The organism is Actinomadura macra NBRC 14102 (genome assembly GCF_001552215.1).
GTDB classification, from domain to species: domain Bacteria; phylum Actinomycetota; class Actinomycetes; order Streptosporangiales; family Streptosporangiaceae; genus Spirillospora; species Spirillospora macra.
The window spans coordinates 1-21,530 of the sequence record NZ_BCQT01000030.1; the positions used below are offsets into that span (position 1 = coordinate 1).

The following is a 21,530-nucleotide window of genomic DNA, read 5'->3' on the forward strand; positions in this document are numbered from 1 at the left end:
GGAGGAGATCGCCGCCAAGCGCGGTCTGCCGATCGAGGACGTCGCCCCGCCGCCATGCTGCGGGCCCGTGCCGCCGGCGCTGATCTGCCATGGCGACCGGATCCGGCTGCCCGCCGGACGGCTCGGCGCGCTGCGGGACGGGCACGCGCCGGCGCTGGAGGCGAGCGAGGTCCTGCGGCCCGGCCCACTGCTGCAGGTGGAGCCGCTGGACGGGCGGACGGGGCTGCGGCTGAGCGGCGAGGCCGACCGGTCGAGCCTCGACCGGCTCGAGGCGGCGTTGCGGGGCGCCCTCCGCGACGGACACGACCTGCACCTGGACGTGCGGGGGCTGCGGTACGCGGACGTGGCCGCGGTGCGCGTGCTCGCCCGCGTCGCCGAGGCGATGCCGGCGGGGGGCCGACTCGTCCTGCACGCGCCCGGCCCCGTCGTGCAGGCGATCCTGCGGAGCTTCGCGTGGGATCGCCGGCTCGTGATGGAAGAGGGGGAGTGGAGGTGAAGGGATCGGAGTTCGTTCATCAGGGCTGCGTGTACGCCAGCGACGAGGAGTTCCTGGGGATGGCGGTGCCGTTCATCACCGAGGGACTGCGACGGGATGAACCAGTCCTGGTCACCACAAAGCCGGTCAATCTAGACCTGGTGCAGGACGCCCTCGGCCGGCACGCCCACAGGGTCGACTACGCCGAGACGGCGTTCTTCGGCCGCCGTCCCCCGCAGCGCGTCGCCGCGTTCACCGGCTACCGGTACCGGCATCCCCGCGCCGTCCGGGTCCGCATCCTGGCCGAGCCGGTGTGGTCGGGCCGGTCGGTGCGTCAGGTCGAGGCGTGGGAGTGCATGGAGTCCGCCCTCAACACGGTCCTCACCGGGTCCGGCATCCACATGATCTGCCCGTACGATGCCCGTGACGTCCCGCCGGAGATCGTGTCCAACGCGCGCCGCACGCACCCGCACATGGTCGAGGGCGCCACGGTGGCCCCCAGCGGCGCCTATACCGAGCCGGTCTCATTCGTCCGGCACCGATCCACCGCACTGCCCGGACGACCGCAGGAGGCGGTGGTCCTGGGCTTCGGCGGTGACCTGAGCCGGATGCGCCACGCCATCGTCATGGAAACCGCCATGCTGGGGCTGCTCGGCGAACAGCTGATGATCTTCTCGGCGGCGGTCGGTGAGATCCTCGGTGGCGCCACCGGCGGACACGCCCGGCCCACCGTCGCGCTGTGGGCGGGCCCCGGTGAGGTGGTGTGCGACGTGCACCTGCCGTCGACGACGTCCCTCGACCCGTTCATCGGGCTGCATCCGCCGACTCTCGACCCCCGGCCGGGGGACGGGTTCTGGCTCGCCCGCCAGATCTGCGACCACCTCGATGTGCGGTGCGGCCCGGACGGCGCGACCGTCCGCCTGCACACCCCCAATCTGCGCACGGCCGAGGAGGGCCGGGGCCCGTTCGCGTGAAAAGGGGTGGTGCGGGACGCACAATGATCCGCCGACCGGGTAGTTCACCGGGATGAGCACACGCGCGCCGTCCCCTGGTGAACCGCCCGCCCGCGGCTTCGCCGCCGAACTCCGCGACGCGGTCACGCCGCGCTCGCTGGGCCTGGTCGCGGGTGTGCTGGCCCTGCAACTGGGGTTCATCCTGTCCTACATCGGCGCGCTGCATTCGCCCACGCCGCACCGCATCCCCGTCGCGGTCGTCGCCCCGGCGCCGGCCGCGGGGCAGGTGGTCGCCACGCTCGACGGCCTGGAGGGCGATCCGGTGCGGGCCCGCACCGCCGCCTCGGAGCAGGACGCACGACGGCTGATCATGGACCGGACGGTGGACGCGGCGATCATCGTGGACGCGCGGGGCACCACCGACACGCTGCTGGTCGCGTCCGCGGGCGGTCCCGCCGTCTCCACCACGGCCGAGCAGATCGCCGGCCGGCTCGAAGGGGCCCAGCACCGCCAGGTGCGGGTCGTCGACATCCGCCCGCCCGGCGCCAAGGACGGGCGCGGTCTGTCCTCCTTCTACCTCATTCTGGGCTGGGTCATCGGCGGCTACCTCGCCGCCGCCATCCTCGGGCTGGCGGGCGGCGCCCGGCCGGCCAACCCGCGGCGTTCCGTGATCCGCCTCGGTGCGCTCGCGGTGTACGCGGTCCTGTCGGGGCTCGGCGGCGTCGTCGTCGCCGGGCCCCTCCTCGGCGCGCTGACCGGACACTTCTTCGCGCTGTGGGCCGTCGGGACGCTGGTGGTGTTCGCCACGGCGGCGGCCACCGCGGCGTTCCAGACCCTGCTGGGGATCATCGGGATCGGCGTGGCGATCCTGCTGTTCGTCGTCCTCGGCAATCCCAGCGCGGGCGGCGTGTATCCGACGTCGCTGCTGCCCGCGTTCTGGCGCGCCATCGGCGAGTGGCTGCCGACGGGGGCGGCGACGACGGCCGTCCGCAACGTCGTCTACTTCTCCGGACACGACATCGCGCACGCCCTCTGGGTGCTCGCCGCCTATGCCATCGCCGGGACGGCCGTCACGCTCGGATCGTCGGTGGCCCGGCATCGTCGCGGCGAGACCCCGGCCACCGGATAGGCCCGGGGCCGCGCGTGAGTCAGCGGGGACGGAATCCGAAGTCCGGTGCGCCGCCGTCCCTCGCGCTCCTCACACAGGCTCTGGTTCCGGCGAAGGGCCCGGGAGCCGGACGGTGACGTCGAGCCCGCCGCCGGGGCGGGGCGCGGCCGTCACCGCGCCGCCGTGCGCGGTCGCGGTGGCGCGGACGATCGACAGCCCCAGCCCGGAGCCGCGGTCCGAGCGGACGCGGTCGTTGCCCAGCCGGCGGAACGGCTCGAAGATCGTCTCGACCTCGTAGGCGGGAACGACGGGCCCGGTGTTGGACACGACGATCTCGGCCCAGCCGCCGAGGTCCCGGGTGCGGACCGTCAGTTCACCGCCGTCCCGGTTGTGCCGGATCGCGTTCTCGACGAGGTTCTGGACGAGGCGCTCCACCAGCACCGGGTCGCCCGAGGTCGGGGCCCGGCCGAGCCGGCGGCCGGTGTCCACCTCCCGCTCCCGTGCCTCCGGCGTCGCCTGGTCCAGGACGTGCCGGGCGACGTCCGCCAGGTCCAGCGGGCTCGCGTCCACGATCGCGTTCTCGGTGCCCGCGAGGGTGAGCAACCCGTCGATGAGCCGCTCGTGCCGCCCGTTGACGACCAGCAGCGATTCGCCGAGCCGTGTGACGTCGTCGGTCGCGTCGGGACGGCGCAGCGCGACGTCCACGAGCGTCCGGTTGATGGCGAGCGGGGTGCGCAGTTCGTGTGAGGCGTTGGCGACGAACCGGCGCTGGCCATCGAACGCCCGTGCCAGCCGGCCGAGCATGGTGTCGAAGGTGTCGGCCAGCTCCTTGACGTCGTCACGCGGCCCCTCGTAGGCGATCCGCTCGGTCAGGTCATGGCTGCGCGCCACCCGTCCCGCCGTCTCGGTGATCTTGTGGATCGGGCGCAGCGCCCGGTCCGCCAGCAGCCAGCCGAACCCGAAGCCCGCCGCGCCCACCACGATCAGCGCGATCGTGCCCTGAGTCAGCAGCGAATTCAGCGTTTCTTCCTGGGACTGCACAGCGGCCTTCTTCACCTCGACCCGGGCCCACTCGGTCGTGACCGTCCCGGTCGGCGGCACCGGCACCACCCCGTTCGCGGACGCCCTTCCGTAGACCCGGTCCGTGCCTAGCTCCGGCGGCTGCTGGAGGTTGTTCTGGACCAGCACGTAGGTCAGCCCCAGCAGGACGATCCCCGCAGACAGGAACAGCCCCGTGCACAGCAGCGTCAGCCGCATCCGGATCGTCGGGCGGAGCCGTTCGGGAAGCCGCGTCATGGGATGCGGTACCCCACTCCCGGGACGGTCTCGATCACCGGCGGGTCGCCGAGCTTGCGGCGCAGCTTCATCAGCGTCACCCGGACGGTGTTGGTGAACGGGTCGGTGTGCTCGTCCCAGACCTTCTCCAGCAGCCGCTCGGCGGACACGATCGTCCCGTCCGCGCGCAGCAACTCGGCGAGCAGCCCGAACTCCTTGCGCGCCAGGTGGACGTACCGGCCGTCCCGTAGCACCTCCCGACGGGCCGGATCGAGCTGGATGCCCCCGCGCTCCAGCGTCGGCGGCGCCGCCGGGCTGGCCCGCCGACCGAGTGCGAGGACGCGGGCCACCAGCTCCTCGAACGCGAACGGCTTGGTCAGATAGTCGTCCGCGCCGAGCCGCAGGCCGTCGACCCGCGCGGGGACGGCGGCCGCCGCGGTGAGCATCAGCACCCGGACGAGCGCGCCGGACCCCACCACGGCGCGGCAGACGTCGTCCCCGTGCACCACCGGCAGGTCGCGGTCCAGGACGAGCACGTCGTAGTCGTTCACTCCGAGCCGCTCCAGCGCGGCGTCCCCGTCGTACACCACGTCCACGGCGAGGGCTTCGGCCCGCAGCCCCTCGGCGATGGAATCGGCGAGCATCCGCTCGTCCTCGGCGATCAGTACGCGCACGTCAACCGTCCTCAGAACCCCGTCGGCATCTGCCGCAACAGCATCGGGCAGCGGGCGTAACGCCGGCATAACGAGACTTGGTTACACCGGGGTTATCGGCCGGCCGATGAACTTGCGGGCGCCACCGGAGCACGTCCGGCGGCGACGACGGAGGGAGGCCATCGATGCGACGGCAGACGCTCGCGGTGCTGGCCCTGGTCCCCATGCTCGCCCTCGGCCTGCTCGGATGCGGGGACGACGGCGGGAAAGCCGGCGCGTCCGGTACCGCCAAGGCGGCCAGCGACCAGGAGAAGCTGCGCAAGTTCGCGCAGTGCATGCGCGCCAACGGTGTGGACATGGAGGACCCGTCGGCCGACGGGAAGATCACGGCGAAGATGTCCGCGCAGCCCGGATCCGGCAAGGGGGCACCTGGCCAGACTCCCCGGCGTTTGGAGGAGGCACAGAAGAAGTGCCGGCACCTGATGCCGAACGGCGGCAGGCCGCCCAAGGCCAAGCCGGAGGAGATCGCCCAGCAGCGCGCCCACTCCAAGTGCATGCGCGACAACGGCGTCACCCAGTTCCCCGACCCCGACTCCGACGGCGGCATCCGCATCCAGGCCGGCGAGGGCACCGGGATCAACCCCGATGGCGAGGTGTTCAGGAAGGCCGACAGGGCGTGCAGGAAGTTCGCCCCGGGCAGTGCTGACGAGCCGTCCGCAGGATCCAGGAAGGACGGGAATTGACCAGGGTGCGCACCGCCGCCCTGGGCGCGACGGGGCTGGTGGTGGTCGGCGGCGCCGGGCTGGCCACCGCGGGGATCGGCGGCGGAGGCGGCGCCACCACGGCGCACAGCTCGCTGCCGCCCGCGACCGCGCCGGTCGAAAGGACGACCTTGGTGGAGACCAGGCAGGTGGACGGGACGCTCGGCTACGGTATGGCGCACACCGCGTCCGGTGCCGGACGCGGGACCCTGACATGGCTCGCCGCGGCCGGGTCGGTGATCGCACGAGGGCGGCCGGTGTATCGGATCGACAACGAGCCGGTCCCGCTGCTGTACGGGAGGCTGCCGCTCTACCGGGCACTGAAGCCCGGGACCAAGGGCGCCGACGTCCTCCAGTTCGAGCGGAACCTGCGCGCTCTCGGGTACACCGGCTTCACCGTCGACACCACCTACGGCGCGGCCACCGCCGGCGCGGTCGAGCGCTGGCAGGACGCCCTCGGCCGCGCCGAGACCGGGACGGTGACGCCCGGCTCGGTGATGATCGCCCCGGGTGAGATACGGGTGGCCGAACGCAAGGCGTCCGTCGGCGAGCGGCCCGGCGGTGTCGTCCTCACCTACACCGGTACCGCCCGGGTCGTCAGCGTCGACCTGGACGTGCAGTACCAGCGGCTGGCGAAGAAGGGCGCGGAGGTGGAGGTCGAGCTCCCGGACGGCCGGACGACCAGGGGCCGGATCACCTCCGTCAGCAGGGTCGCCAAGGACGGGGAGGGCGACGCGCCGACCACCATCGCGGTCACGATCGCCGTCCGCGGCCAGCGGTCCCTCGGCTTCTACGACAAGGCGCCAGTACAGGTGAGCCTCACCGCGAACCGGCACCCGGACGTCCTCGCCGTGCCGATCGCCGCGCTGCTCGCGCAGGGCGACGGGGGGTACGCGGTGCAGGTCGTCCAGAACGGGACCGTCCGCAACGTCGTGGTGGAGACGGGTGTGTTCACCGAGGGCAAGGTCGAGGTCTCGGGGGCGGGACTGTCGGAGGGTATGAAGGTGGGGGTCCCGACATGAGCCCGGTCGTGGAACTGCGGGAGGTCACCAAGACCTACCCCGGCGGGGTCACCGCGCTGGACGGGGTGTCGTTGAGCATCGAGCCGCGCGAGCTCGTCGCGATCGTCGGACCGTCCGGCTCGGGGAAGTCGACGATGCTGCACCTGCTCGGGACACTGGACCGGCCGAGCGCCGGGACCGTCCTCGTCGAGGGCCGGGACGTCTCGACGCTGTCCGACCGGCGCGTGTCGGCGCTGCGCGCCCGCCGGATCGGCTTCGTGTTCCAGCAGTTCCACCTCGCCGTCGGGGTCGGCGCGCTGGACAACGTCGCCGACGGGTTGCTGTACGGGGGCGTACCCCTGGCGCGGCGCCGCGACCGCGCGCGCCGCGCCCTGGAGCGGGTCGGGCTCGGGCACCGCCTCGACCACCGGCCCCACCAACTGTCCGGCGGGGAGAAGCAGCGCGTGGCCATCGCCCGCGCGGTGGTCGGGGAGCCGGCGATGCTGCTCGCCGACGAGCCGACCGGCGCCCTGGACTCGGCGTCCGGCGCGGGGGTCCTGGACCTGCTGCGCGAACTCGCCGGCGGCGGCACCACCGTCGTCTTGATCACCCACGACCGGGACATCGCCGGGCAACTGCCCCGCCAGGTGCGGATGCGCGACGGGCGGGTCGTCCACGACGAGGCAGGGGCGGAGGCTGCGCGATGAGGCGCGTCGGCGGGAGGGCGGGCCAGTCCGGTTCGGTGGGCGAGCCCCGGGCGTCCCGGCGCGACGACGTCCCGGCGCGCCTCGGTTTCCGGGACGTGCTGAGGGTCGGTGCCGCGGGGCTGCGAACCCGGCCGATGCGGGTGTTCCTGTCCGCGCTCGGAATCGCGATCGGTATCGCCGCCATGATCGGCGTCGTCGGCATCTCCACGTCCAGCCGCGCCCAGCTCCAGGCGACGCTCGACCGGCTCGGGACCAACCTGCTGACGGTGGGCCCCGGCCACGACCTGTTCGGTGATGATGCGCAGCTTCCCGGGGAATCGGTCGGCATGGTCGGCCGGATGGCGGGCGTCCAGTCGGCGTCCGCCACGGGCAAGGTCAAGGACGTCCACGTCTACCGCAACGACCGCATTCCCGAGGCCGAGAGCGGCGGGATCACCGTGCTGGCGGCCCGGCTCGACCTGCCTCGCACGATCGGACTCGACATGGCCGCGGGGACCTGGCTCAACGCCGGGACCGCCCGGTACCCGGCGGTCGTCCTCGGCGCCGAGTCGGCGGCGCGGCTCGGCGTCTCCACGCCGAACGTGCAGGTGTGGCTCGGCTCGCGGTGGTTCACGGTCGTCGGCGTCCTGAGCGCCAACGACCTCGCGCCGGAGCTGGACTCGGCCGCGCTCGTGGGCTGGGAGGCCGCGGCGTCCCAGCTCGGCTTCGACGGGCACCCGACCACCGTCTACACCCGTACCGACAAGGACGCGGTCGAGGCCGTGCGTGACCTGCTGGCCGCCACCGCCAGTCCCGAAGCACCGAACGAGGTCGAGGTCAGCCGCCCGTCCGACGCACTCGCCGCCGAGAACGCCACCGACAAGACGTTCACCGGGCTGCTGCTCGGCCTCGGCGGCGTCGCGCTGCTGGTCGGCGGTGTGGGCGTCGCCAACACGATGGTGATCTCCGTCCTGGAGCGGCGCGCCGAGATCGGGCTGCGCCGCTCCCTCGGCGCGACCCGCGGCCAGATCAGGCTGCAGTTCCTCGCCGAGTCGCAGCTGCTGGCCGCGCTCGGCGGGGTCGGCGGCGTCGCGCTCGGCATCGTGGTCACCGCGGTGTTCGCGGTCGTGCAGGGCTGGCCGACCGTGGTGCCGCCGTGGGCGATGGCGGGCGGTGTCCTCGCGACCCTGCTCATCGGCGGCGTCGCGGGCCTGTACCCGGCCGTGCGCGCAGCTCGGCTGGCCCCCACCGAGGCCCTCGCGATGCCGTGAGGGTGCCCGAGGCGGCTTGACCCTGACCCTGACGTCAACCCTTAGCGTCGCCTGCGTCCGGTAGCGATCGGGAGGAGACGCGGGTATGGGCTCGGCAACGCTGGAGGGCAAGGCCGTCATCGTCACGGGCGGCGGGAGCGGGATCGGGCGGGAGACCGTCCGGCAGTTCGCGGACGAGGGTGCCGGGGTCCTCGTCGTCGGCCGGCGGCATCATCGTTAACGTCACCTCCATGCCGGCGGGACGGGGCTGGCCGCGGAACTCGGTCTACGGGGGCGGCAAGGTGGCGCTGGACTTCATGACCCACACATGGGCGATGGAGCTGGCGTCGCGCGGAATCCGGGTGGTGTCGGTCGCGCCGGGCGTGACCCGGACGCCGGTGCTCGTCCACGCGGGCTACACACCGGAGGAGAGCCAGGCGGTCGGGGAGGAGCTGATACGCCGTGTGCCCCTGGCCCGGATCGCGGAACCGGCGGAGATCGCCTGGTGGATCGTCAATGCCGTCCGCCCCGAGGCGGGCTTCATGACCGGTGCCGTGATCCGGGTGGACGGCGGCATGGGCGTCTCCTGAGTGCGATCCTGGTGCGACGGAGGTGAGGCGATGCTCATCGGCGAGCTGGCCCGGGCATCGGGGACAACCACCCGGGCGCTTCGGTACTACGAGCAGCACGGCCTGTTGCACGCCCGGCGGACGTCCAACGGCTACCGCCACTACGACGAGCGGGCGGTGACGCGCGTCCGCAACATCCGGCGGCTGCTGGCCTTGGGCTTCACCAGCGACGACGTGCGCCGATTCGTGCCGTGTCTGGACCGCGCCGACCTGGAGGAGCGCCAGTGCGATGAGAGCGCCCGGTTCGTCGAGGGCAAGCTCGCCGCCCTCGACGAGCGGATCGCCGAACTGAACGCCGTCCGCGGGCGGCTCCAGGGATTCCTGAACGGGGTGGACGGCGGGGCCGTGCTGGGCGGCTAGCCACGCCTATGCGAACATATGTTCGTGTTCGCGGCCACGATCCTGCATGCTGACCTGGACGCGTTCTACGCGTCGGTCGAGCAGCGTGACGATCCCGCGCTGCGCGGGCGGCCGGTGATCGTGGGCGGCGGTGTGGTGCTGGCGGCCAGCTACGAGGCCAAGGCGTTCGGGGTGCGAACCGCGATGAGCGGCGGCCAGGCACGCCGGCTGTGCCCTCGCGCCGTCGTCGTCCCGCCCCGGATGGAGGCCTACACCGCCGCCAGCCGCGCGGTGTTCGCGGTGTTCCGCGCGACGACCCCGCTGGTGGAGGGCCTGTCGATCGACGAGGCGTTCCTCGATGTGGACGGGCTGCGCGGTGTGCCCGCCGAGATAGCGGCGCGGCTACGGCGGGAGGTCGCCGAGGAGATCGGCCTGCCGATCACGGTCGGCGTCGCGCGGACCAAGTTCCTCGCCAAGGTCGCCAGCGGCGTCGCCAAGCCGGACGGGCTGCTGATCGTCCCGCCGGACGGCGAGCTGGACTTCCTCCGGCCGCTTCCGGTGCGGCGGCTGTGGGGCGTCGGGCCCGCCACCGCGGCCAAGCTCGCGCGGTACGGCGTCACGACCGTCGGCGACGTGGCGGACATGCCGGAGGGCACGCTGACCGCGCTGCTCGGCCCCGGTGCGGGCCGTCACCTGCACGCCCTGGCCCGCAACCGCGATCCGCGTCCCGTCCGGACGGGGGTGCGGCGCCGTTCGATGGGCGCCCAGCGCGCTCTCGGACGCCGCGAGCGGTCGCCCGGAGAACTGGACGTCATCGTGGTGGGGCTCGTCGACCGGCTGGCCGGCAGGCTCCGCAGGGCGCGCCGCGTCTGCCGGACCGTCACGCTGCGGCTGCGGTTCGGCGACTTCACCCGCGCCACCCGCTCGCGCACGCTCGCGCAGGCCACCGCCGACACCCCGGTGATCCTGGAGACCGTGCGCGGTCTCCTCGGCGTGGCGGCGCCCATGATCGGCGACCGCGGCCTGACGCTCATCGGGGTGTCGCTCGGCAACCTCTACGACGACCGGGCCGTCCAGCTCGCGCTTCCGTTCGACCACGGCCGGGCCGTGGACACCGCGGTCGATGGCGTCCGTGACCGGTTCGGTTCGTCCGCGATCACTCGGGCGGTGCTGCTCGGGCGAGATCAGGGTCTCACCATGCCGATGCTCCCCGACTGACCCCGGCCGAAGCGCCGCAGTCGGCGGCCGGCGGGGTGCCGGCCGCCTGGGCCTCAGGACGGCTCGACGATGCCCAGCCCGTCTGCGCCCACCTGAACGGCGGACTCGTCCAGGTCGGCCTCGGAGATCGGCTGGATGCGGCCGTCGAGGTCGAGGACGGGCGACGCCTCCTTGTACCAGGACTCGATGACGGCGTTGCCCCAGAAGTCCCGGCGGCGGTCGTCGTGGACGTTCCACCGGAACGTCTCGTGGTCGGGGTCGCCGGTGTAGTAGTCGGAGGTGTAGATCTCCACCCGGTGCCCGTCGGGGTCGCGCAGGTAGACGTAGAAGGCGTTGGAGACGCCGTGCCGTCCGGGGCCGCGCTCGATGTGGTGCTCCTTGCCGAGCGAGCCGAAGATGTCGGCGGTGCGCAGCACCTGGTGGGACTCGTGGGTCGCCATCCCGATGTGGTGCAGGCGGGGGCCCGCGCCGCCGGTGAAGGCGACATCGTGGACGGTCTGCTTCCGGAACATCCACGCCGCGTACAGCTCGTGCTCGTCGCCCTCGATCGTCTCCGAACAGCCGAAGCCGAGCGAGCGGTAGTGATCGTAGGCCGCGGGGATGTCGGGCGTGCAGATGTTGAAGTGGTCGAGCCGCGCCACCTGCGCGCCACGGTGCAGGTCATAGCGCTGGATGAGGCGCTCGCCGCGGGCGATCTCGTGGAAGAACTCCACGGTGAACCCGAGCGGGTCGACGACCCGGACCGCGTCGCCGACCCCATAGGTGCCCTCACCGGCGGGGATCCGCCGGACGGGCCGTCCGAGCTCGGTGAAGAACCTCTCGGCGTGGTCGACGTCCTCCGGGGTGCGCACCCGGTAGGCGAGATGATCCAGTGCCGCCACCGGCCCGGCGCGCAGCACCAGGGAATGGTGGGTGAGCTCGTCCGTGCCGCGCAGGTAGAGGGTGTCGGCCTCCTCGTGCTGGACGTGGAGGCCGAGCATGTCGACCCAGAACCAGCGGGCCTGCGCCAGGTCCGTGACCGCCAGCTGGGTGTAGGCGGAGCGGATGACGTCGGGAGGTGTGCTCATGAATGCTCCTACGCGCCGAAGCGAGGCGTGTGCACCTCGCCGAGCATGACATGCACGATCTTGGTCTCGGAGAAGAAGTCGATGCTGTGCGCCCCGCCCTCGCGGCCGAGACCGGAGTCCTTCACACCACCGAAGGGGGTGCGCAGGTCACGGACGTTGTGGGAATTGATCCAGACCATACCCGACGCGACCGCATGCGCGATCCGGTGGCCGCGCTTCAGGTCGCCCGTCCACACGTAACCGGCCAGTCCGTAACGGGTGGCGTTGGCCAGTTCGATCGCCTCGGCCTCGTCGTCGAACGCGGCGACGGCCACGACCGGTCCGAAGATCTCCTCCTGGAAGATCCGGGCGTCGCGGGGGACGTCGCTGAACACGGCGGGCTGGAGGTAGTTGCCCTCCGGCAGGTGGTCCGGGCGGGCGCCGCCCGCGACGAGCTTGGCCTCCCGCTGGCCGATCTCCACATAGTTCATCACCCGCGCGTAGTGCTCGGGGTGGACGAGCGCGCCGACCTCGGTGGCCGGGTCGGACGGCGGCCCGACCTTGACCTTCTCGGCCCGCTCGGCAAGCCGGCGGGTGAACTCCTCGTAGATCGGTCGCTCGACCAGCACGCGGGAACCCGCCGTGCAGCGCTCGCCGTTGAGGGAGAAGACCCCGAAGACCACCGAGTCCAGCGCCGCGTCCAGGTCGGCGTCGGCGAACACGACGACGGGCGACTTGCCGCCGAGCTCCATCGACAGCTCCTTCAGGCCGTCGGCGGAGCAACGCATGATGTGCCGGCCGGTGTCGGTGGAGCCGGTGAAGGACAGCAGCGGCACGTCCGGGTGGTCGACGAGCGCCTGGCCCGCCTCCTCGCCGATGCCGTGCACGATGTTGACCACGCCCGCCGGGACTCCGGCCTCGGTGAAGATCTCCGGCCACAGGTTGGCCGAGAGGGGCGTCCATTCGGCGGGCTTGAGCACGAGCGTGCAACCGGACGCGATCGCCGGGGCGAGCTTCCAGCTCTCCAGCATGAACGGGGTGTTCCACGGTGTGATCAGACCCGCGACGCCGGCGGGCGTCCGCACCACGTAGTTGATCTGCTGGTCGCCGACGCGGAAGGCCTCGTCGCCCAGCGCGACGATCACGTCCGCGAAGTAGCGGAAGTTCTCGGCGGCGCGGCGGGCCTGGCCCCGCGCCTGGGTGATCGGCAGCCCGGAGTCGAACGACTCGAACTCGGCGAGCTTGTCCTCGCGGGCCTCGACGGCGTCGGCGATGCGGGTCAGGATGGTGGCGCGCTCGCGGTTGCCGAGGGCCGCCCAGGCGGGGAACGCCGCGCGGGCCGCCTCGACGGCCTTGTCCACATCGGCGGCGCCACCCGCGGAGGCGGTGGCGTAACGGCTGTTGGAGACGGGGTCAATGACGTCGAAGACCGCTCCGCCGACGCTGTCGGCGAACGCGCCGCCGATCCAGTGCCGGATGTGCTCCGGCAGGCCGTCGGGGCGGGCGGGTGTGGAGGGGACGGGCATCGATGCTCTCTTCCGGTTCGGTGGCGGGATGGCGCGGCCGCGAGTCAGATACCCGCGGCGAGGTCGCCGCCCTGGTCGAGCAGTGCGCGGATGCGCACGAGGGCCTCGTCGGACGGCGCGGCCAGCGGTGGCCGGACGTGGCCGGAGGGGATCCGGCCGCGCTGCTCCAGCACCCACTTGGCGGGTGCCGGGTTGGTCTCGACGAACAGCAGGTCCACGAGGGGGTGCAGCCGGTAGTGCAGGTCGCGGGCGGCCGCCTGGTCACCGGCCGTCCACAGCTCGTACATCCGCGCGACCGCGGTCGGCGCGAGGTTGGCGACGGCACTGACGAAGCCCGCGCCGCCGAGGGCCAGCAGCGGCAGGCACAGCAGCTCGATACCGGACCAGACGAGCAACTCGGGACCGCACGCGTGCAGGACGCGGGAGAAGTGCTCGAAGTCCTTGGTCGTCTCCTTGATCCCGACGATGTTGTCGAAATCGGTGAACAGCCGGCGGACCGTCTCCGGCGCGATGTCCACGGACGTCCTGGACGGGACGTTGTAGACGACCAGCGGCAGGTCGGGGAACTCACGCGCGACCGTCGCGTACCACTGGTACAGGGCCTCCTGGGTGGGCCGCGCGTAGTACGGGGTGATCACCAGGGCGGCGTCGGCGCCGGCGTCGCGGGCGGCGGCGGTGACCTCCAGGGTCTCCTCCAGCTTGGCCGAACCGGTTCCCGGCAGGAACGGCACCCGGTCGCCGACCTCGTCCGCGGCGGTGCGGATGGCCGCGATGCGCTCGGCCACCGTCTGGCTGCTCGGCTCGCCGGTCGAACCGCCGAGCGAGATCCCGTGCGAGCCGGACTCCAGCTGCCAGCGGATCAGCCCGCGCAGGGCGTCGTGGTCGACGGCGCCGTCGGCGGCGAACGGGGTGACGACGGGCGCGATGGACCCGCGGATCGTCGACGGGTCGGTGCGGAACTTCACGTGTACTCCTCGGTCGAAACGTTCAGCGGCCGTCGCGGCGCCAGGCCTCGTAGGCCTGGCGCCAGTTGGGGCCGAGCGGATAGAGGCCCTCGATGGGCTCGCCGGCGGCGACGCGCTCGGTGATGAAGCGCTCCTGCGTCTCCTGCTCGATCGAGTCCTCGACAAGATCGGTGACCAGGTCCGGAGGGATGACGATCACACCGTCGGCGTCCCCGACGAGGATGTCGCCGGGCTGGACCAGCGCTCCGCCGCACGCGATGGGGACGCCGGTGTCCCACGGGACGTGGCGGCGGCCGAGCACGGCGGGGTGCGCTCCGGCGTGGAAGACGGGCAGCCCCAGTGCGGCGACCGCGGCGCTGTCCCGCAGCCCGCCGTCGGTGACGATCCCCGCGGCCCCGCGCACCTTGGCGCGGAGCGCGAGGATGTCGCCGATCGTGCCGGAGGAGTGGTCCCGGCGCGCGTCCATGACCAGCACCTGGCCGGGGCGCAGTTCCTCCACCGCCCGCTTCTGGGCGTTCATGCCGCCGCCGCGGGCCTTGAACAGGTCCTCGCGCAGCGGCAGGTACCGGAGCGTGTGCGCGGTGCCGACCATCTTCGAGTCGCCGTCCGCGGGGTGGACGCCGTCGATGCTCATGTGCTGGAAGCCGCGCTTGCGGAGCTGGGAGCTGAGGGTGGCGGTCGACAGGTCACGCAGGGCCGCGGCGGTCGCCTCGTCCAGGAGGGGCTTCGGCGCGTAGGAGGGGCCCCACGCGTCGGATCGCACCGACTCGTCCACCCGGGGCATGGCGCCCCAGCCGGCCAGCGCATGGTCCGCCTCGACGATCGTGTTGAGGAGCCGGCCGGTCGACTCGTCCCCGGCCGTCACCTCCACCTCGACCGTGTCGCCGGGAGCGGCGACCGAGGCGCCGGCCGGGGTACCGGTGAGGATGACGTCGCCCTCTTCCAGGGTGACCAGCCGGGACAGGTCGGCGACCAGCGTGGCGAAGGGGAACAGCAGCGTGTCGGTCGTGTCGTCCTGGACCGGCTCCCCGTTCACCCACGTCCGGACCCGCAAAGCGGCCGGATCGATCTTCCGCGCGTCCAGCAGTCGGGGGCCGATCGGGGTGAACCCGTCCGAGCCCTTGGAGCGGAGGTTGGAGCCGCGATCGGCGTAGCGCAGGTCGTGCACCCCCGCGTCGTTGGCCGCCGTCACCCACGCGACGTGCCTCCACGCCTCGTCGGGGGAGACCCGTGCCGTACGACGCCCGATGACCAGGGCGATCTCGCCCTCGAAGGTCATCAGCTCGCAGCCGGCCGGGCGCACCAGGGGCTCGCCTGTCCCGGCGAGCGAGGACGGCGGCTTGAGGAAGTACGAGGGCTCGGCGGGGATCCGGCCGCGCTCCTTCGCCCGTGAGGGGAAGTTGAGATGCACGGCGATGATCTTCGAGGGCCGGTCGCCCAAGGGGTGCGGCACTGGTGCTCTCCTGTGACGGGACGGAAGCAAACCTCGCGGGGCGAGGTCAAAGTAAATCGTATATGAAGTCATGCACGATGACGAGGGTGCACTGCGAGTGACTTCGATCGTTCCAAATAGACCTTGGTGCGAGAGGGGGTCTGATCAGCCCGTACAGTATGATCGCAAATCGTATGCGAAATCCTCTAGGAGGAGCTGGATGATGCCGGACACAGCAGGTCTCGCCGCGCGCACGCTGACCCCCGACGCGCCCGCGGACGCGCCGCCCGTGCTGCTCGTGCACGGTTTCGGCTCCGATGGAACGGTCGACTGGATGGACACCGGCCTCGCCGCCGCGCTCACCGCGACCGGCCGCACCGTCATAGTGCCCGACCTGCGGGGTCACGGCGCAAGCCCCGTCCCCACATCGGCCGCCGAGGTGACCGCCCCCGCGCTCGCCGCCGACCTCGTCGCCGTCATGGACCAGGCCGGCGCCGCGACGTTCGACATCGTCGGCTACTCCCTCGGCGCCCGCGTCGCGTGGGAGATCCCGGCGGCCGCTCCCGGCCGCGTGGAGCGTAGCGTCCTCGGCGGCCTGGCCCCGGGCGAGCCGTTCACCGCCGTCGACATCGACGCCCTGCACCGCGCCGTCAGCGACGGCACCGAGTGCGAGGATCCTTTCACCGCCGCCATCGCCGGCATGGTCAAGGCCCACGGTGACCGCGCCGCCGGGCTTGCGCTTTGCGTCGAAGGACTGCGCTCCGTCCCCTTTGCGGGAGGTCCTTGGAACGCGAAGGCTCTTCCCGTCTTCATTGTCGGCGAGAATGATGACCTGACACGAGGAATCGATGGCCTCGCCGAGTCGATCGGCGGGGCGCGACTGGTCACCGTGCCCGGCGCGCACCACGAGGTGCTCGCCGGGACGCATTTCCGCGACACGGTCCTGGACGTGCTGGCGCGGTGACCGGACGGTCGAACCGAGTCGGGGGGTGCGGGCAGAGGATGAGGAGAAACGGGTGAGTTCCGCCAAGAAGCAGGAGCAGGGCAAGGAGTCGAAGGCCGAGTTCTGCTACGAGCTGTTGCGCTCGCGCATCCTGGAGGGCACCTACGTGCCGGGCTACCGGCTGGTCATCAACCAGCTCGCCCAGGAGACCGGGGTCAGCACGATCCCGCTGCGCGAGGCGCTGCGCCGCCTGCAGTCCGACGGCCTCGTCGAGGTCGTGCGCAATGTCGGCGCCCGGGTGGCGGTCTTCGACGCCGAGCAGGTCGAGCACACCCTGCAGATCCTCGCCCGCCTGGAGGGGTACGCGACCGCGATCTCGGCGCCGTTCATGGCCGCGGCGCAGATCGCCCGCTCCCGTGAGATCAACGACCGCATGGTGGAGGCGCTGGAGGAGTTCGACCCCACCGCCTTCACCGCGCTCAACCGGGAGTTCCACTTCTCGATCTACGAGCACTGCCCGGACGGGCACCTGCGCTCCCTCCTGGAGGCGGAGTGGACGCGCCTGGACCACATGCGCCGCTCGACCTTCACCTACGTCCCCGGCCGCGCCCGCCGCTCGGTGGTCGAGCACGGCCACATTCTCGACCTGATCGCCAAGGACGCCGCACCCACCGACATCGAGCGCATTGCCTGCGCCCACAAGAATGCGACCGCCGACGCCCTCCACAGCGCCCACCCGGTCCCCCACAAAGCCTGAGCCCCAGAAGGACCCCGAACCCCCGCAGTGTGAACCGCACCCCCCACAGTTCGGCCCAACCGGCAAAGATGGACTCGCCAACCCCCGGCAGGTGAGTTCCCGAGCCAACGGCCTGAGCCGCACCCCGGCTGGGTTGAGCCTCAGCCGCCGGTTACGGGCCAGGCACCGGAGCGAGCGCCAGCGAGCCGCTCAGCCGGGGGGATTGGGGGTCGCCCCCCAAGAAGAACCAGCCCAACAAACACGCCGTTCCCACCGGGCGAGGGGAGAACGGCGTGTTTGGGTTTCGGGGCGTGCTCAGGTGAGGAGCTGGCCGCCGTCCACCTGGATGATGGCTCCGGTGATGTGGTCGGCCTGGTCGGAGACCAGGAAGAGCACCAGCGGGGCGATGTCGTCGGTGGTGGCGATCTTGCCCAGCGGGATGCGGCTCTCCCAGGCGGCGCGGGCCTGGGGGTCGTCCATCAGACCCGCGGTCATGGGGGTGTGGACGGGCCCGGGGGCGACTCCGTTGACACGGATGCCGTGACCGGCGAGTTCGAGGGCGCCGGTGCGGGTCAGGGCGTCCACCGCAGCCTTGGTGGCCTCGTAGTGGCCGAGACCGGCGGTCGGCTGACGGGCGCCGATCGAGCTGACGTTGACGATCCGGCCGCGGGTGCCGTGCTCGATCATCTGCGTCGCGACGGCCTGGGTGACGGTGAAGGTGCCCCGCAGGTTCACCGCCACGACCGTGTCGAAGATCTCCAGGGGCAGGGACGTCAGCGGTCCGCCGCCCGCGACCAGGCCGGCATTGTTGACCAGGACCTCGATGGGTCCGTGGGCCTCGGCGACGTGGGCCACCGCGGCAGAGACCGAGTCGGCGTCGGTGATGTCCACGGTGACGGCGTGCGCGTCGATCTCCTTGGCGACCCGCGCCGCGGCGTCGGCGTCCCGGTCGGCGATCACCACGCGGTCGCCCGCGGCGGCGAACGTGGTGGCGATTCCGCGGCCGATGCCGCTCGCCCCGCCGGTGACCAGGACGACCCGCCCGCTCATCGGGCCTCCGCGATGATGATGCGCGGGCTGCCGGGCAGCGCGCGCGTCTCGACGGGCTCCCAGCCCGCGGCGGTCAACCAGCCGCGTACCTCGTCCTCGGGGTAGACGACGGTGCCGTCGATGACGAGGTACTCGCCGGCGTGCACGGCGTCCAGGACGCGCTGCTCGGGGTCAGAGTCCAGGAAGAAGTCGAGCAGGACGAGGGTGGCGCCCGGCGCGGCGGCACGGCGGGCGCGCTCGACGATGCTCTTGTTCTGCTCGGCGTCGAAGCGGTGCACGACGTGCTCCAGCAGGACGAGGTCGAAGCCCTCGGGGACGTCGCCGGTCAGCGGGTCGGCCTGCACGACCTCGACGCGGTCGCCCACGCCGGCGTCGTCCATGACCTTGCGGGCGAAGTCGACGAGCTCGCCGCCCGACAGGAAGGTGCCCTGGGCGTTCTCGGCCGAGCGCAGGGCTTCCGCCAGGAACGAGCCGGATAGACCACCGAAGTCCAGGATGCGGGAGAAGCGGGTGAAGTCGAAGTTGTCCGCGAGCATCCGGGCGTGCAGGGCGTTGTAGGTCATGACCCCGCCCAGGAAGGTCTGCATCCGGTCGCCCGCGAGGTCGAGCTTCTGGGGCTCGGCGGTGCGGGTGGTGTCGGCGAACTCGAGCCAGTGCCCGTAGCTGATCGCGTTGAGGAAGGCCAGGAACGGCCGCAGGTCGGTCTCGTCCCCGCCGCCCGCCAGATAGGCCGCGGTGGCGGGGGTGTTGGAGTACCGGCCGTCCTCGCGGCCGAGCAGCCCGAGCCCCGCCATCGTGTCGGCGAGGATCCGGGTGGTGCGCTCCGGTAGCCCGGTGCGTTCGGCCAACTCGGATGTCGTCGCGGGACCGTCGGCGAGGGCGGCGAACAGGCCGGCCTCGCTCGCCGCGAAGAGCTGCTTGGCGGCCATGTATCCGGTGGCGACGCCGAGGATGCCAGAAGGGTCGGTTCCCGGGGCGGGATGCGACATGAAGATGCTCCTTCGCGGTAAAGAATATGCCAGATGCTATACGATCATAGGTCCAACGGCCAGGGCACCGCCCGGGGGCCGATCACCCCTTATCGGAGGTCAGCGATGGAGTTCGCGGAACGGGCGCCCAGGCGGCGGCTCGGTGTGCACGGCCCGGAGGTGCCGCTCCTGGCCCTCGGCTCATGGAACACCTGGGACCGGATGGACCGCGAGGACGCGGCCGAGCTGATCCGCCTCGCCGTCGACCGGGGCGTCGACATGTTCGACGTCGCGCACTACAACTTCGGGCCGCACGCCGAGAACGCCGTGACGGACGTGCTGTTCGGGCAGGCCGTCCGCGACGCGGGCCTGGCCCGTGAGGACTACCTGCTCTGCGGCAAGCTGTGGCTGTGGGATTACCCCACCTCCTCCTTCGCCGAGCAGATCAAGGTGTCCCTCGGCCGGATCGGCACCGACCACGCCGACATGGTGGTGCTCGGCGACTTCATGGAGCGGCCCGACATGCGCGCGGTGGTCACCGACGTGTCGGAGCTGGTCAGGGCCGGGAAGTTCACGTCCTGGGGCGTCAACAACTGGTCGGCCGGGGACGTCCTGTTCGCCTGCAGGTTCGCCACCGCCGAGGGCCTGGTGCCGCCCTCGTTCGCGCAGCTCAAGTACAGCGTGGCGCGCCGGTCGGTGCCAGAGGGCGCGCCGTACTCGAACCTGTTCGCGCACGAGGGTCTCGGCCTGCAGGCGTCGGACGTGCTGGAGGGCGGCATCCTCGCCGGACGGCTCGAACCCGAGCGCAAGATCGGCGCGGACCCGGGCGGAATCCGGGATCGCATCCGCGCGGCCTACCCCGAGCTGCAGCGCGCCGCCGACCGGTTCGGCGCCACCCCGGCACAGGTCGCGATCGCCTACTGTCTGGCCCATCCCGCGGTGGCGAACGTCCTGGTCGGGGTGAGCCGTGCGTCCCAGCTGGAGGACAACCTGACCGCCCTCGGCCTCGCGGCCCGGCACGGTGCCGAACTACGCGACGCCGTGGCCGGGCTCTGGCTCGACAGGGGAGTGGTGGACCCCGCCGCCTCCTGGGGCACCGACGCGCCGGTGCCCCGCTGATCGTCAGGACTCGTACACCGGCTCGCCGTCAAGGACGGTCATGGCAACCGGCAGCGACGGGAGGGCCTCCGGCTCGACGTCGTGGAGATCGCCGTCTAGGACGCACAGGTCGGCGACCTTGCCGGGCTCGATGGAGCCCTTCCAGTCGTCGGCGCCGTCCTGCCAGGCGGGGGTGATCGTGTACGCCCGCAGCGCCTCGGTGACCGCGAGCCGCTGTGCCTGCCCGCGGACCGCGCCGTCGAGCCCACGGCGCGTCACCGCGGCGGCCAGACCCGCACGCCAGTCGGGGGTGAGCACCGGGGCGTCCGAGCTCAGGCAGAGCCGGACGCCCGCGTCGAGCGCATCGCGGGTCGGCCAGGCGTCGCGCAGCGCCTCCTCGCCGAGCGCTGCGGCGAGCATCGGTTCGGTCGCGACCGGGATGCCGGCCTGGGTGTTGAGGCCGATCCCACCGGACGCGAGGACGGTCAGGGTCTGCGGCGAGAGCAGGTCGCCGTGGATGATGTAGTGCCGCGCGTCGCGGCCCTCGCGGGCCAGGGCGGTGCTGAACGCCTCCGCCACCACCCGGGTGGTCCGGTCACCCGTGGCGTGCACGCCGATCTGGTGCCCGGCGGCGTGCGCCGCGTCGATCATCGCGCGCAGCGCCGCCTCCCGCTCCCCGTCCGACTCGCCCTCGATCAGGAGCGAGCCGTACGTCCCGTCGCCATAGGGACGGTCCGTCCAGGCAGTCTTCATCGGCGGGATCCCGTCGGCGAAGATCTTCACGCCCGCCACCCGGAACCGCCCGGGGACATCGGCCGGGGGCTTGAAATCGCGCAGCCCCTCCGCGAACTCGGCGGCCGAGCTGCGGCCGTCCAGCTCCCCGAACAGCATCAGGGCCGTGACACGCGCCTTGAGCAGGCCCTCCGCGGCCAGGTCGGCGTAGTCGCGTAGCGCGGCGGAGCCGAAACAGCCGCTCGCGCCGTCGTCCTCGCCGGGACCGAGACCGGGCTCGGTGTAGCTGGTGACGCCGAACGAGGCGAGCAGATCCGCGGTTCGCAGGATCGCCCGCCGCCGCTGCTCGGCACCCTCCAGGCGGGTCGGCGTGTCGTGCGTGTGCCCGCCGGTGCCGGCGAGCTGATCCATCAACAGACCCGGCCACATGAGGCCGAGCCAGACGCCGTGGAGATGCGAGTCGTTGATGCCAGGAACCAGAGAGCGCCCCCTCAGCCGGACGATCCGCGTACCCTTGCCCACCAGCGGCGTTATCTCGCCATCGGTTCCGACGCGCGCGATCTTGCCGTCGCGTACCGCGACCGCCTCGGCGATCCGGTCACGCGCGTTGACGGTGTGCACCCGCCCGCCGGTAAAGACGAGGTCGGCTGGCCTGGATTCCTCGGTCATATCGCGCTCCAACTCTG

At 72.3% G+C, this 21,530-nt stretch carries 23 protein-coding genes; 14 read left to right on the forward strand and 9 right to left on the reverse strand.

Annotated features, from left to right (window positions below):
• From AMA02S_RS37510 to AMA02S_RS37520, 3 genes are all read left to right on the forward strand, one after another.
• The coding region (locus AMA02S_RS37510; protein ID WP_067469084.1) for an STAS domain-containing protein at positions 1-496 on the forward strand (496 nt) is incomplete at its 5' end.
• A complete protein-coding gene (locus AMA02S_RS37515; protein WP_157431089.1) occupies positions 493-1,449 on the forward strand; it encodes a sensor histidine kinase in 957 nt (318 codons plus the stop codon). The genes AMA02S_RS37510 and AMA02S_RS37515, both read left to right, overlap by 4 nt.
• Before the next feature lie 52 nt (positions 1,450-1,501).
• Positions 1,502-2,557 carry an ABC-2 transporter permease gene (locus tag AMA02S_RS37520; protein ID WP_067469090.1) on the forward strand — a complete coding sequence of 352 codons (1,056 nt, stop codon included), beginning with the start codon at positions 1,502-1,504 and terminating at the stop codon, positions 2,555-2,557.
• 69 nt (positions 2,558-2,626) lie between these two features.
• On the opposite strand, the gene AMA02S_RS44805 is transcribed toward AMA02S_RS37520, so the two are convergent.
• Together AMA02S_RS44805 and AMA02S_RS37530 are read right to left on the reverse strand one after the other, a co-directional pair.
• Complete coding sequence (locus AMA02S_RS44805; protein WP_067469092.1) at positions 2,627-3,832, reverse strand: sensor histidine kinase; 1,206 nt, start codon at positions 3,830-3,832, stop codon at positions 2,627-2,629.
• A complete protein-coding gene (locus AMA02S_RS37530) occupies positions 3,829-4,485 on the reverse strand; it encodes a response regulator transcription factor (protein WP_174551015.1) in 657 nt (218 codons plus the stop codon). Before AMA02S_RS37530 ends, AMA02S_RS44805 begins: the two co-directional genes overlap by 4 nt.
• Before the next feature lie 164 nt (positions 4,486-4,649).
• On the opposite strand from AMA02S_RS37530, the gene AMA02S_RS37535 reads away from it, so the two are divergent.
• From AMA02S_RS37535 to dinB, 8 genes are all read left to right on the forward strand, one after another.
• Positions 4,650-5,207, forward strand: coding sequence for a hypothetical protein (locus tag AMA02S_RS37535; protein ID WP_084266005.1), 558 nt, complete (start codon positions 4,650-4,652; stop codon positions 5,205-5,207).
• 5 nt (positions 5,208-5,212) lie between these two features.
• The gene (locus tag AMA02S_RS37540) at positions 5,213-6,247 is read left to right on the forward strand and encodes a peptidoglycan-binding protein (RefSeq protein ID WP_067469094.1); all 1,035 of its coding nucleotides are present in this window, start codon (positions 5,213-5,215) and stop codon (positions 6,245-6,247) included.
• A complete protein-coding gene (locus AMA02S_RS37545; protein WP_067469096.1) occupies positions 6,244-6,933 on the forward strand; it encodes an ABC transporter ATP-binding protein in 690 nt (229 codons plus the stop codon). The genes AMA02S_RS37540 and AMA02S_RS37545 overlap by 4 nt, the downstream gene beginning before the upstream one ends.
• Complete coding sequence (locus AMA02S_RS37550; RefSeq protein ID WP_084266007.1) at positions 6,930-8,183, forward strand: ABC transporter permease; 1,254 nt, start codon at positions 6,930-6,932, stop codon at positions 8,181-8,183. The genes AMA02S_RS37545 and AMA02S_RS37550 overlap by 4 nt, the downstream gene beginning before the upstream one ends.
• Before the next feature lie 85 nt (positions 8,184-8,268).
• Positions 8,269-8,403, forward strand: coding sequence for an SDR family NAD(P)-dependent oxidoreductase (locus AMA02S_RS44490; RefSeq protein WP_245668008.1), 135 nt, complete (start codon positions 8,269-8,271; stop codon positions 8,401-8,403).
• Between the two features lie 10 nt (positions 8,404-8,413).
• Positions 8,414-8,752, forward strand: coding sequence for an SDR family NAD(P)-dependent oxidoreductase (locus AMA02S_RS37555; RefSeq protein WP_245668009.1), 339 nt, complete (start codon positions 8,414-8,416; stop codon positions 8,750-8,752).
• Between the two features lie 30 nt (positions 8,753-8,782).
• Positions 8,783-9,151, forward strand: a complete 369-nt coding sequence (locus AMA02S_RS37560; RefSeq protein ID WP_067469102.1) for a MerR family transcriptional regulator — start codon at positions 8,783-8,785, stop codon at positions 9,149-9,151.
• Between the two features lie 24 nt (positions 9,152-9,175).
• Positions 9,176-10,348 (forward strand): DNA polymerase IV, encoded by a 1,173-nt coding sequence (gene dinB, locus AMA02S_RS37565; protein WP_218005254.1) that lies wholly within the window; start codon positions 9,176-9,178, stop codon positions 10,346-10,348.
• A 53-nt stretch (positions 10,349-10,401) separates the two neighbouring features.
• Here the strand turns inward: dinB and hpaD are convergent, their stop codons facing one another.
• From hpaD to AMA02S_RS37585, 4 genes are read right to left on the reverse strand one after another with little or no spacing between them, the layout of a single operon-like run.
• On the reverse strand, positions 10,402-11,415 hold the full coding sequence (gene hpaD, locus AMA02S_RS37570) for a 3,4-dihydroxyphenylacetate 2,3-dioxygenase (RefSeq protein ID WP_067469108.1): 1,014 nt from the start codon (positions 11,413-11,415) through the stop codon (positions 10,402-10,404).
• Positions 11,416-11,423: 8 nt separating this feature from the next.
• Positions 11,424-12,920 carry a 5-carboxymethyl-2-hydroxymuconate semialdehyde dehydrogenase gene (gene hpaE, locus AMA02S_RS37575; protein ID WP_067469111.1) on the reverse strand — a complete coding sequence of 499 codons (1,497 nt, stop codon included), beginning with the start codon at positions 12,918-12,920 and terminating at the stop codon, positions 11,424-11,426.
• A gap of 44 nt (positions 12,921-12,964) precedes the next feature.
• The gene (gene dapA / locus AMA02S_RS37580) at positions 12,965-13,885 is read right to left on the reverse strand and encodes a 4-hydroxy-tetrahydrodipicolinate synthase (RefSeq protein ID WP_067469114.1); all 921 of its coding nucleotides are present in this window, start codon (positions 13,883-13,885) and stop codon (positions 12,965-12,967) included.
• 22 nt (positions 13,886-13,907) lie between these two features.
• Positions 13,908-15,338 carry a fumarylacetoacetate hydrolase family protein gene (locus AMA02S_RS37585; RefSeq protein ID WP_245668010.1) on the reverse strand — a complete coding sequence of 477 codons (1,431 nt, stop codon included), beginning with the start codon at positions 15,336-15,338 and terminating at the stop codon, positions 13,908-13,910.
• A 199-nt stretch (positions 15,339-15,537) separates the two neighbouring features.
• On the opposite strand from AMA02S_RS37585, the gene AMA02S_RS37590 reads away from it, so the two are divergent.
• Together AMA02S_RS37590 and AMA02S_RS37595 are read left to right on the forward strand one after the other, a co-directional pair.
• The gene (locus AMA02S_RS37590) at positions 15,538-16,281 is read left to right on the forward strand and encodes an alpha/beta fold hydrolase (protein WP_245668011.1); all 744 of its coding nucleotides are present in this window, start codon (positions 15,538-15,540) and stop codon (positions 16,279-16,281) included.
• Positions 16,282-16,333: 52 nt separating this feature from the next.
• Positions 16,334-17,017, forward strand: a complete 684-nt coding sequence (locus tag AMA02S_RS37595; RefSeq protein ID WP_067469116.1) for a GntR family transcriptional regulator — start codon at positions 16,334-16,336, stop codon at positions 17,015-17,017.
• A gap of 294 nt (positions 17,018-17,311) precedes the next feature.
• On the opposite strand, the gene AMA02S_RS37600 is transcribed toward AMA02S_RS37595, so the two are convergent.
• Together AMA02S_RS37600 and AMA02S_RS37605 are read right to left on the reverse strand one after the other, a co-directional pair.
• Entirely contained in the window at positions 17,312-18,046 is a 735-nt protein-coding gene (locus AMA02S_RS37600; protein ID WP_067469119.1) for an SDR family NAD(P)-dependent oxidoreductase, read from the reverse strand.
• A complete protein-coding gene (locus tag AMA02S_RS37605; protein WP_067469122.1) occupies positions 18,043-19,035 on the reverse strand; it encodes a methyltransferase in 993 nt (330 codons plus the stop codon). Before AMA02S_RS37605 ends, AMA02S_RS37600 begins: the two co-directional genes overlap by 4 nt.
• 105 nt (positions 19,036-19,140) lie before the next feature.
• Between AMA02S_RS37605 and AMA02S_RS37610 the strand changes: the two genes are divergently transcribed.
• Positions 19,141-20,133, forward strand: a complete 993-nt coding sequence (locus AMA02S_RS37610) for an aldo/keto reductase (protein WP_084266008.1) — start codon at positions 19,141-19,143, stop codon at positions 20,131-20,133.
• Positions 20,134-20,136: 3 nt separating this feature from the next.
• Here AMA02S_RS37610 and AMA02S_RS37615 read toward each other — a convergent pair whose 3' ends face one another.
• On the reverse strand, positions 20,137-21,513 hold the full coding sequence (locus AMA02S_RS37615) for an amidohydrolase (protein WP_067469125.1): 1,377 nt from the start codon (positions 21,511-21,513) through the stop codon (positions 20,137-20,139).
• Positions 21,514-21,530 lie beyond the last annotated feature (17 nt).

What these genes read in the sequence shown, in the direction of transcription:
- AMA02S_RS37600 (WP_067469119.1), bottom strand. Translation starts at nt 18,046, where the DNA reads ATGAGCGGGCGGGTCGTCCTGGTCACCGGCGGGGCGAGCGGCATCGGC.
- AMA02S_RS37615 (WP_067469125.1), bottom strand. Translation starts at nt 21,513, where the DNA reads ATGACCGAGGAATCCAGGCCAGCCGACCTCGTCTTTACCGGCGGGCGG.
- hpaE (WP_067469111.1), bottom strand. Translation starts at nt 12,920, where the DNA reads ATGCCCGTCCCCTCCACACCCGCCCGCCCCGACGGCCTGCCGGAGCAC.
- AMA02S_RS37520 (WP_067469090.1), top strand. Translation starts at nt 1,502, where the DNA reads ATGAGCACACGCGCGCCGTCCCCTGGTGAACCGCCCGCCCGCGGCTTC.
- AMA02S_RS37590 (WP_245668011.1), top strand. Translation starts at nt 15,538, where the DNA reads ATGATGCCGGACACAGCAGGTCTCGCCGCGCGCACGCTGACCCCCGAC.
- AMA02S_RS37560 (WP_067469102.1), top strand. Translation starts at nt 8,783, where the DNA reads ATGCTCATCGGCGAGCTGGCCCGGGCATCGGGGACAACCACCCGGGCG.
- AMA02S_RS44490 (WP_245668008.1), top strand. Translation starts at nt 8,269, where the DNA reads ATGGGCTCGGCAACGCTGGAGGGCAAGGCCGTCATCGTCACGGGCGGC.
- AMA02S_RS37535 (WP_084266005.1), top strand. Translation starts at nt 4,650, where the DNA reads ATGCGACGGCAGACGCTCGCGGTGCTGGCCCTGGTCCCCATGCTCGCC.
- hpaD (WP_067469108.1), bottom strand. Translation starts at nt 11,415, where the DNA reads ATGAGCACACCTCCCGACGTCATCCGCTCCGCCTACACCCAGCTGGCG.
- AMA02S_RS37550 (WP_084266007.1), top strand. Translation starts at nt 6,930, where the DNA reads ATGAGGCGCGTCGGCGGGAGGGCGGGCCAGTCCGGTTCGGTGGGCGAG.
- AMA02S_RS37555 (WP_245668009.1), top strand. Translation starts at nt 8,414, where the DNA reads ATGCCGGCGGGACGGGGCTGGCCGCGGAACTCGGTCTACGGGGGCGGC.
- AMA02S_RS37605 (WP_067469122.1), bottom strand. Translation starts at nt 19,035, where the DNA reads ATGTCGCATCCCGCCCCGGGAACCGACCCTTCTGGCATCCTCGGCGTC.
- AMA02S_RS37545 (WP_067469096.1), top strand. Translation starts at nt 6,244, where the DNA reads ATGAGCCCGGTCGTGGAACTGCGGGAGGTCACCAAGACCTACCCCGGC.
- AMA02S_RS37610 (WP_084266008.1), top strand. Translation starts at nt 19,141, where the DNA reads ATGGAGTTCGCGGAACGGGCGCCCAGGCGGCGGCTCGGTGTGCACGGC.
- AMA02S_RS44805 (WP_067469092.1), bottom strand. Translation starts at nt 3,832, where the DNA reads ATGACGCGGCTTCCCGAACGGCTCCGCCCGACGATCCGGATGCGGCTG.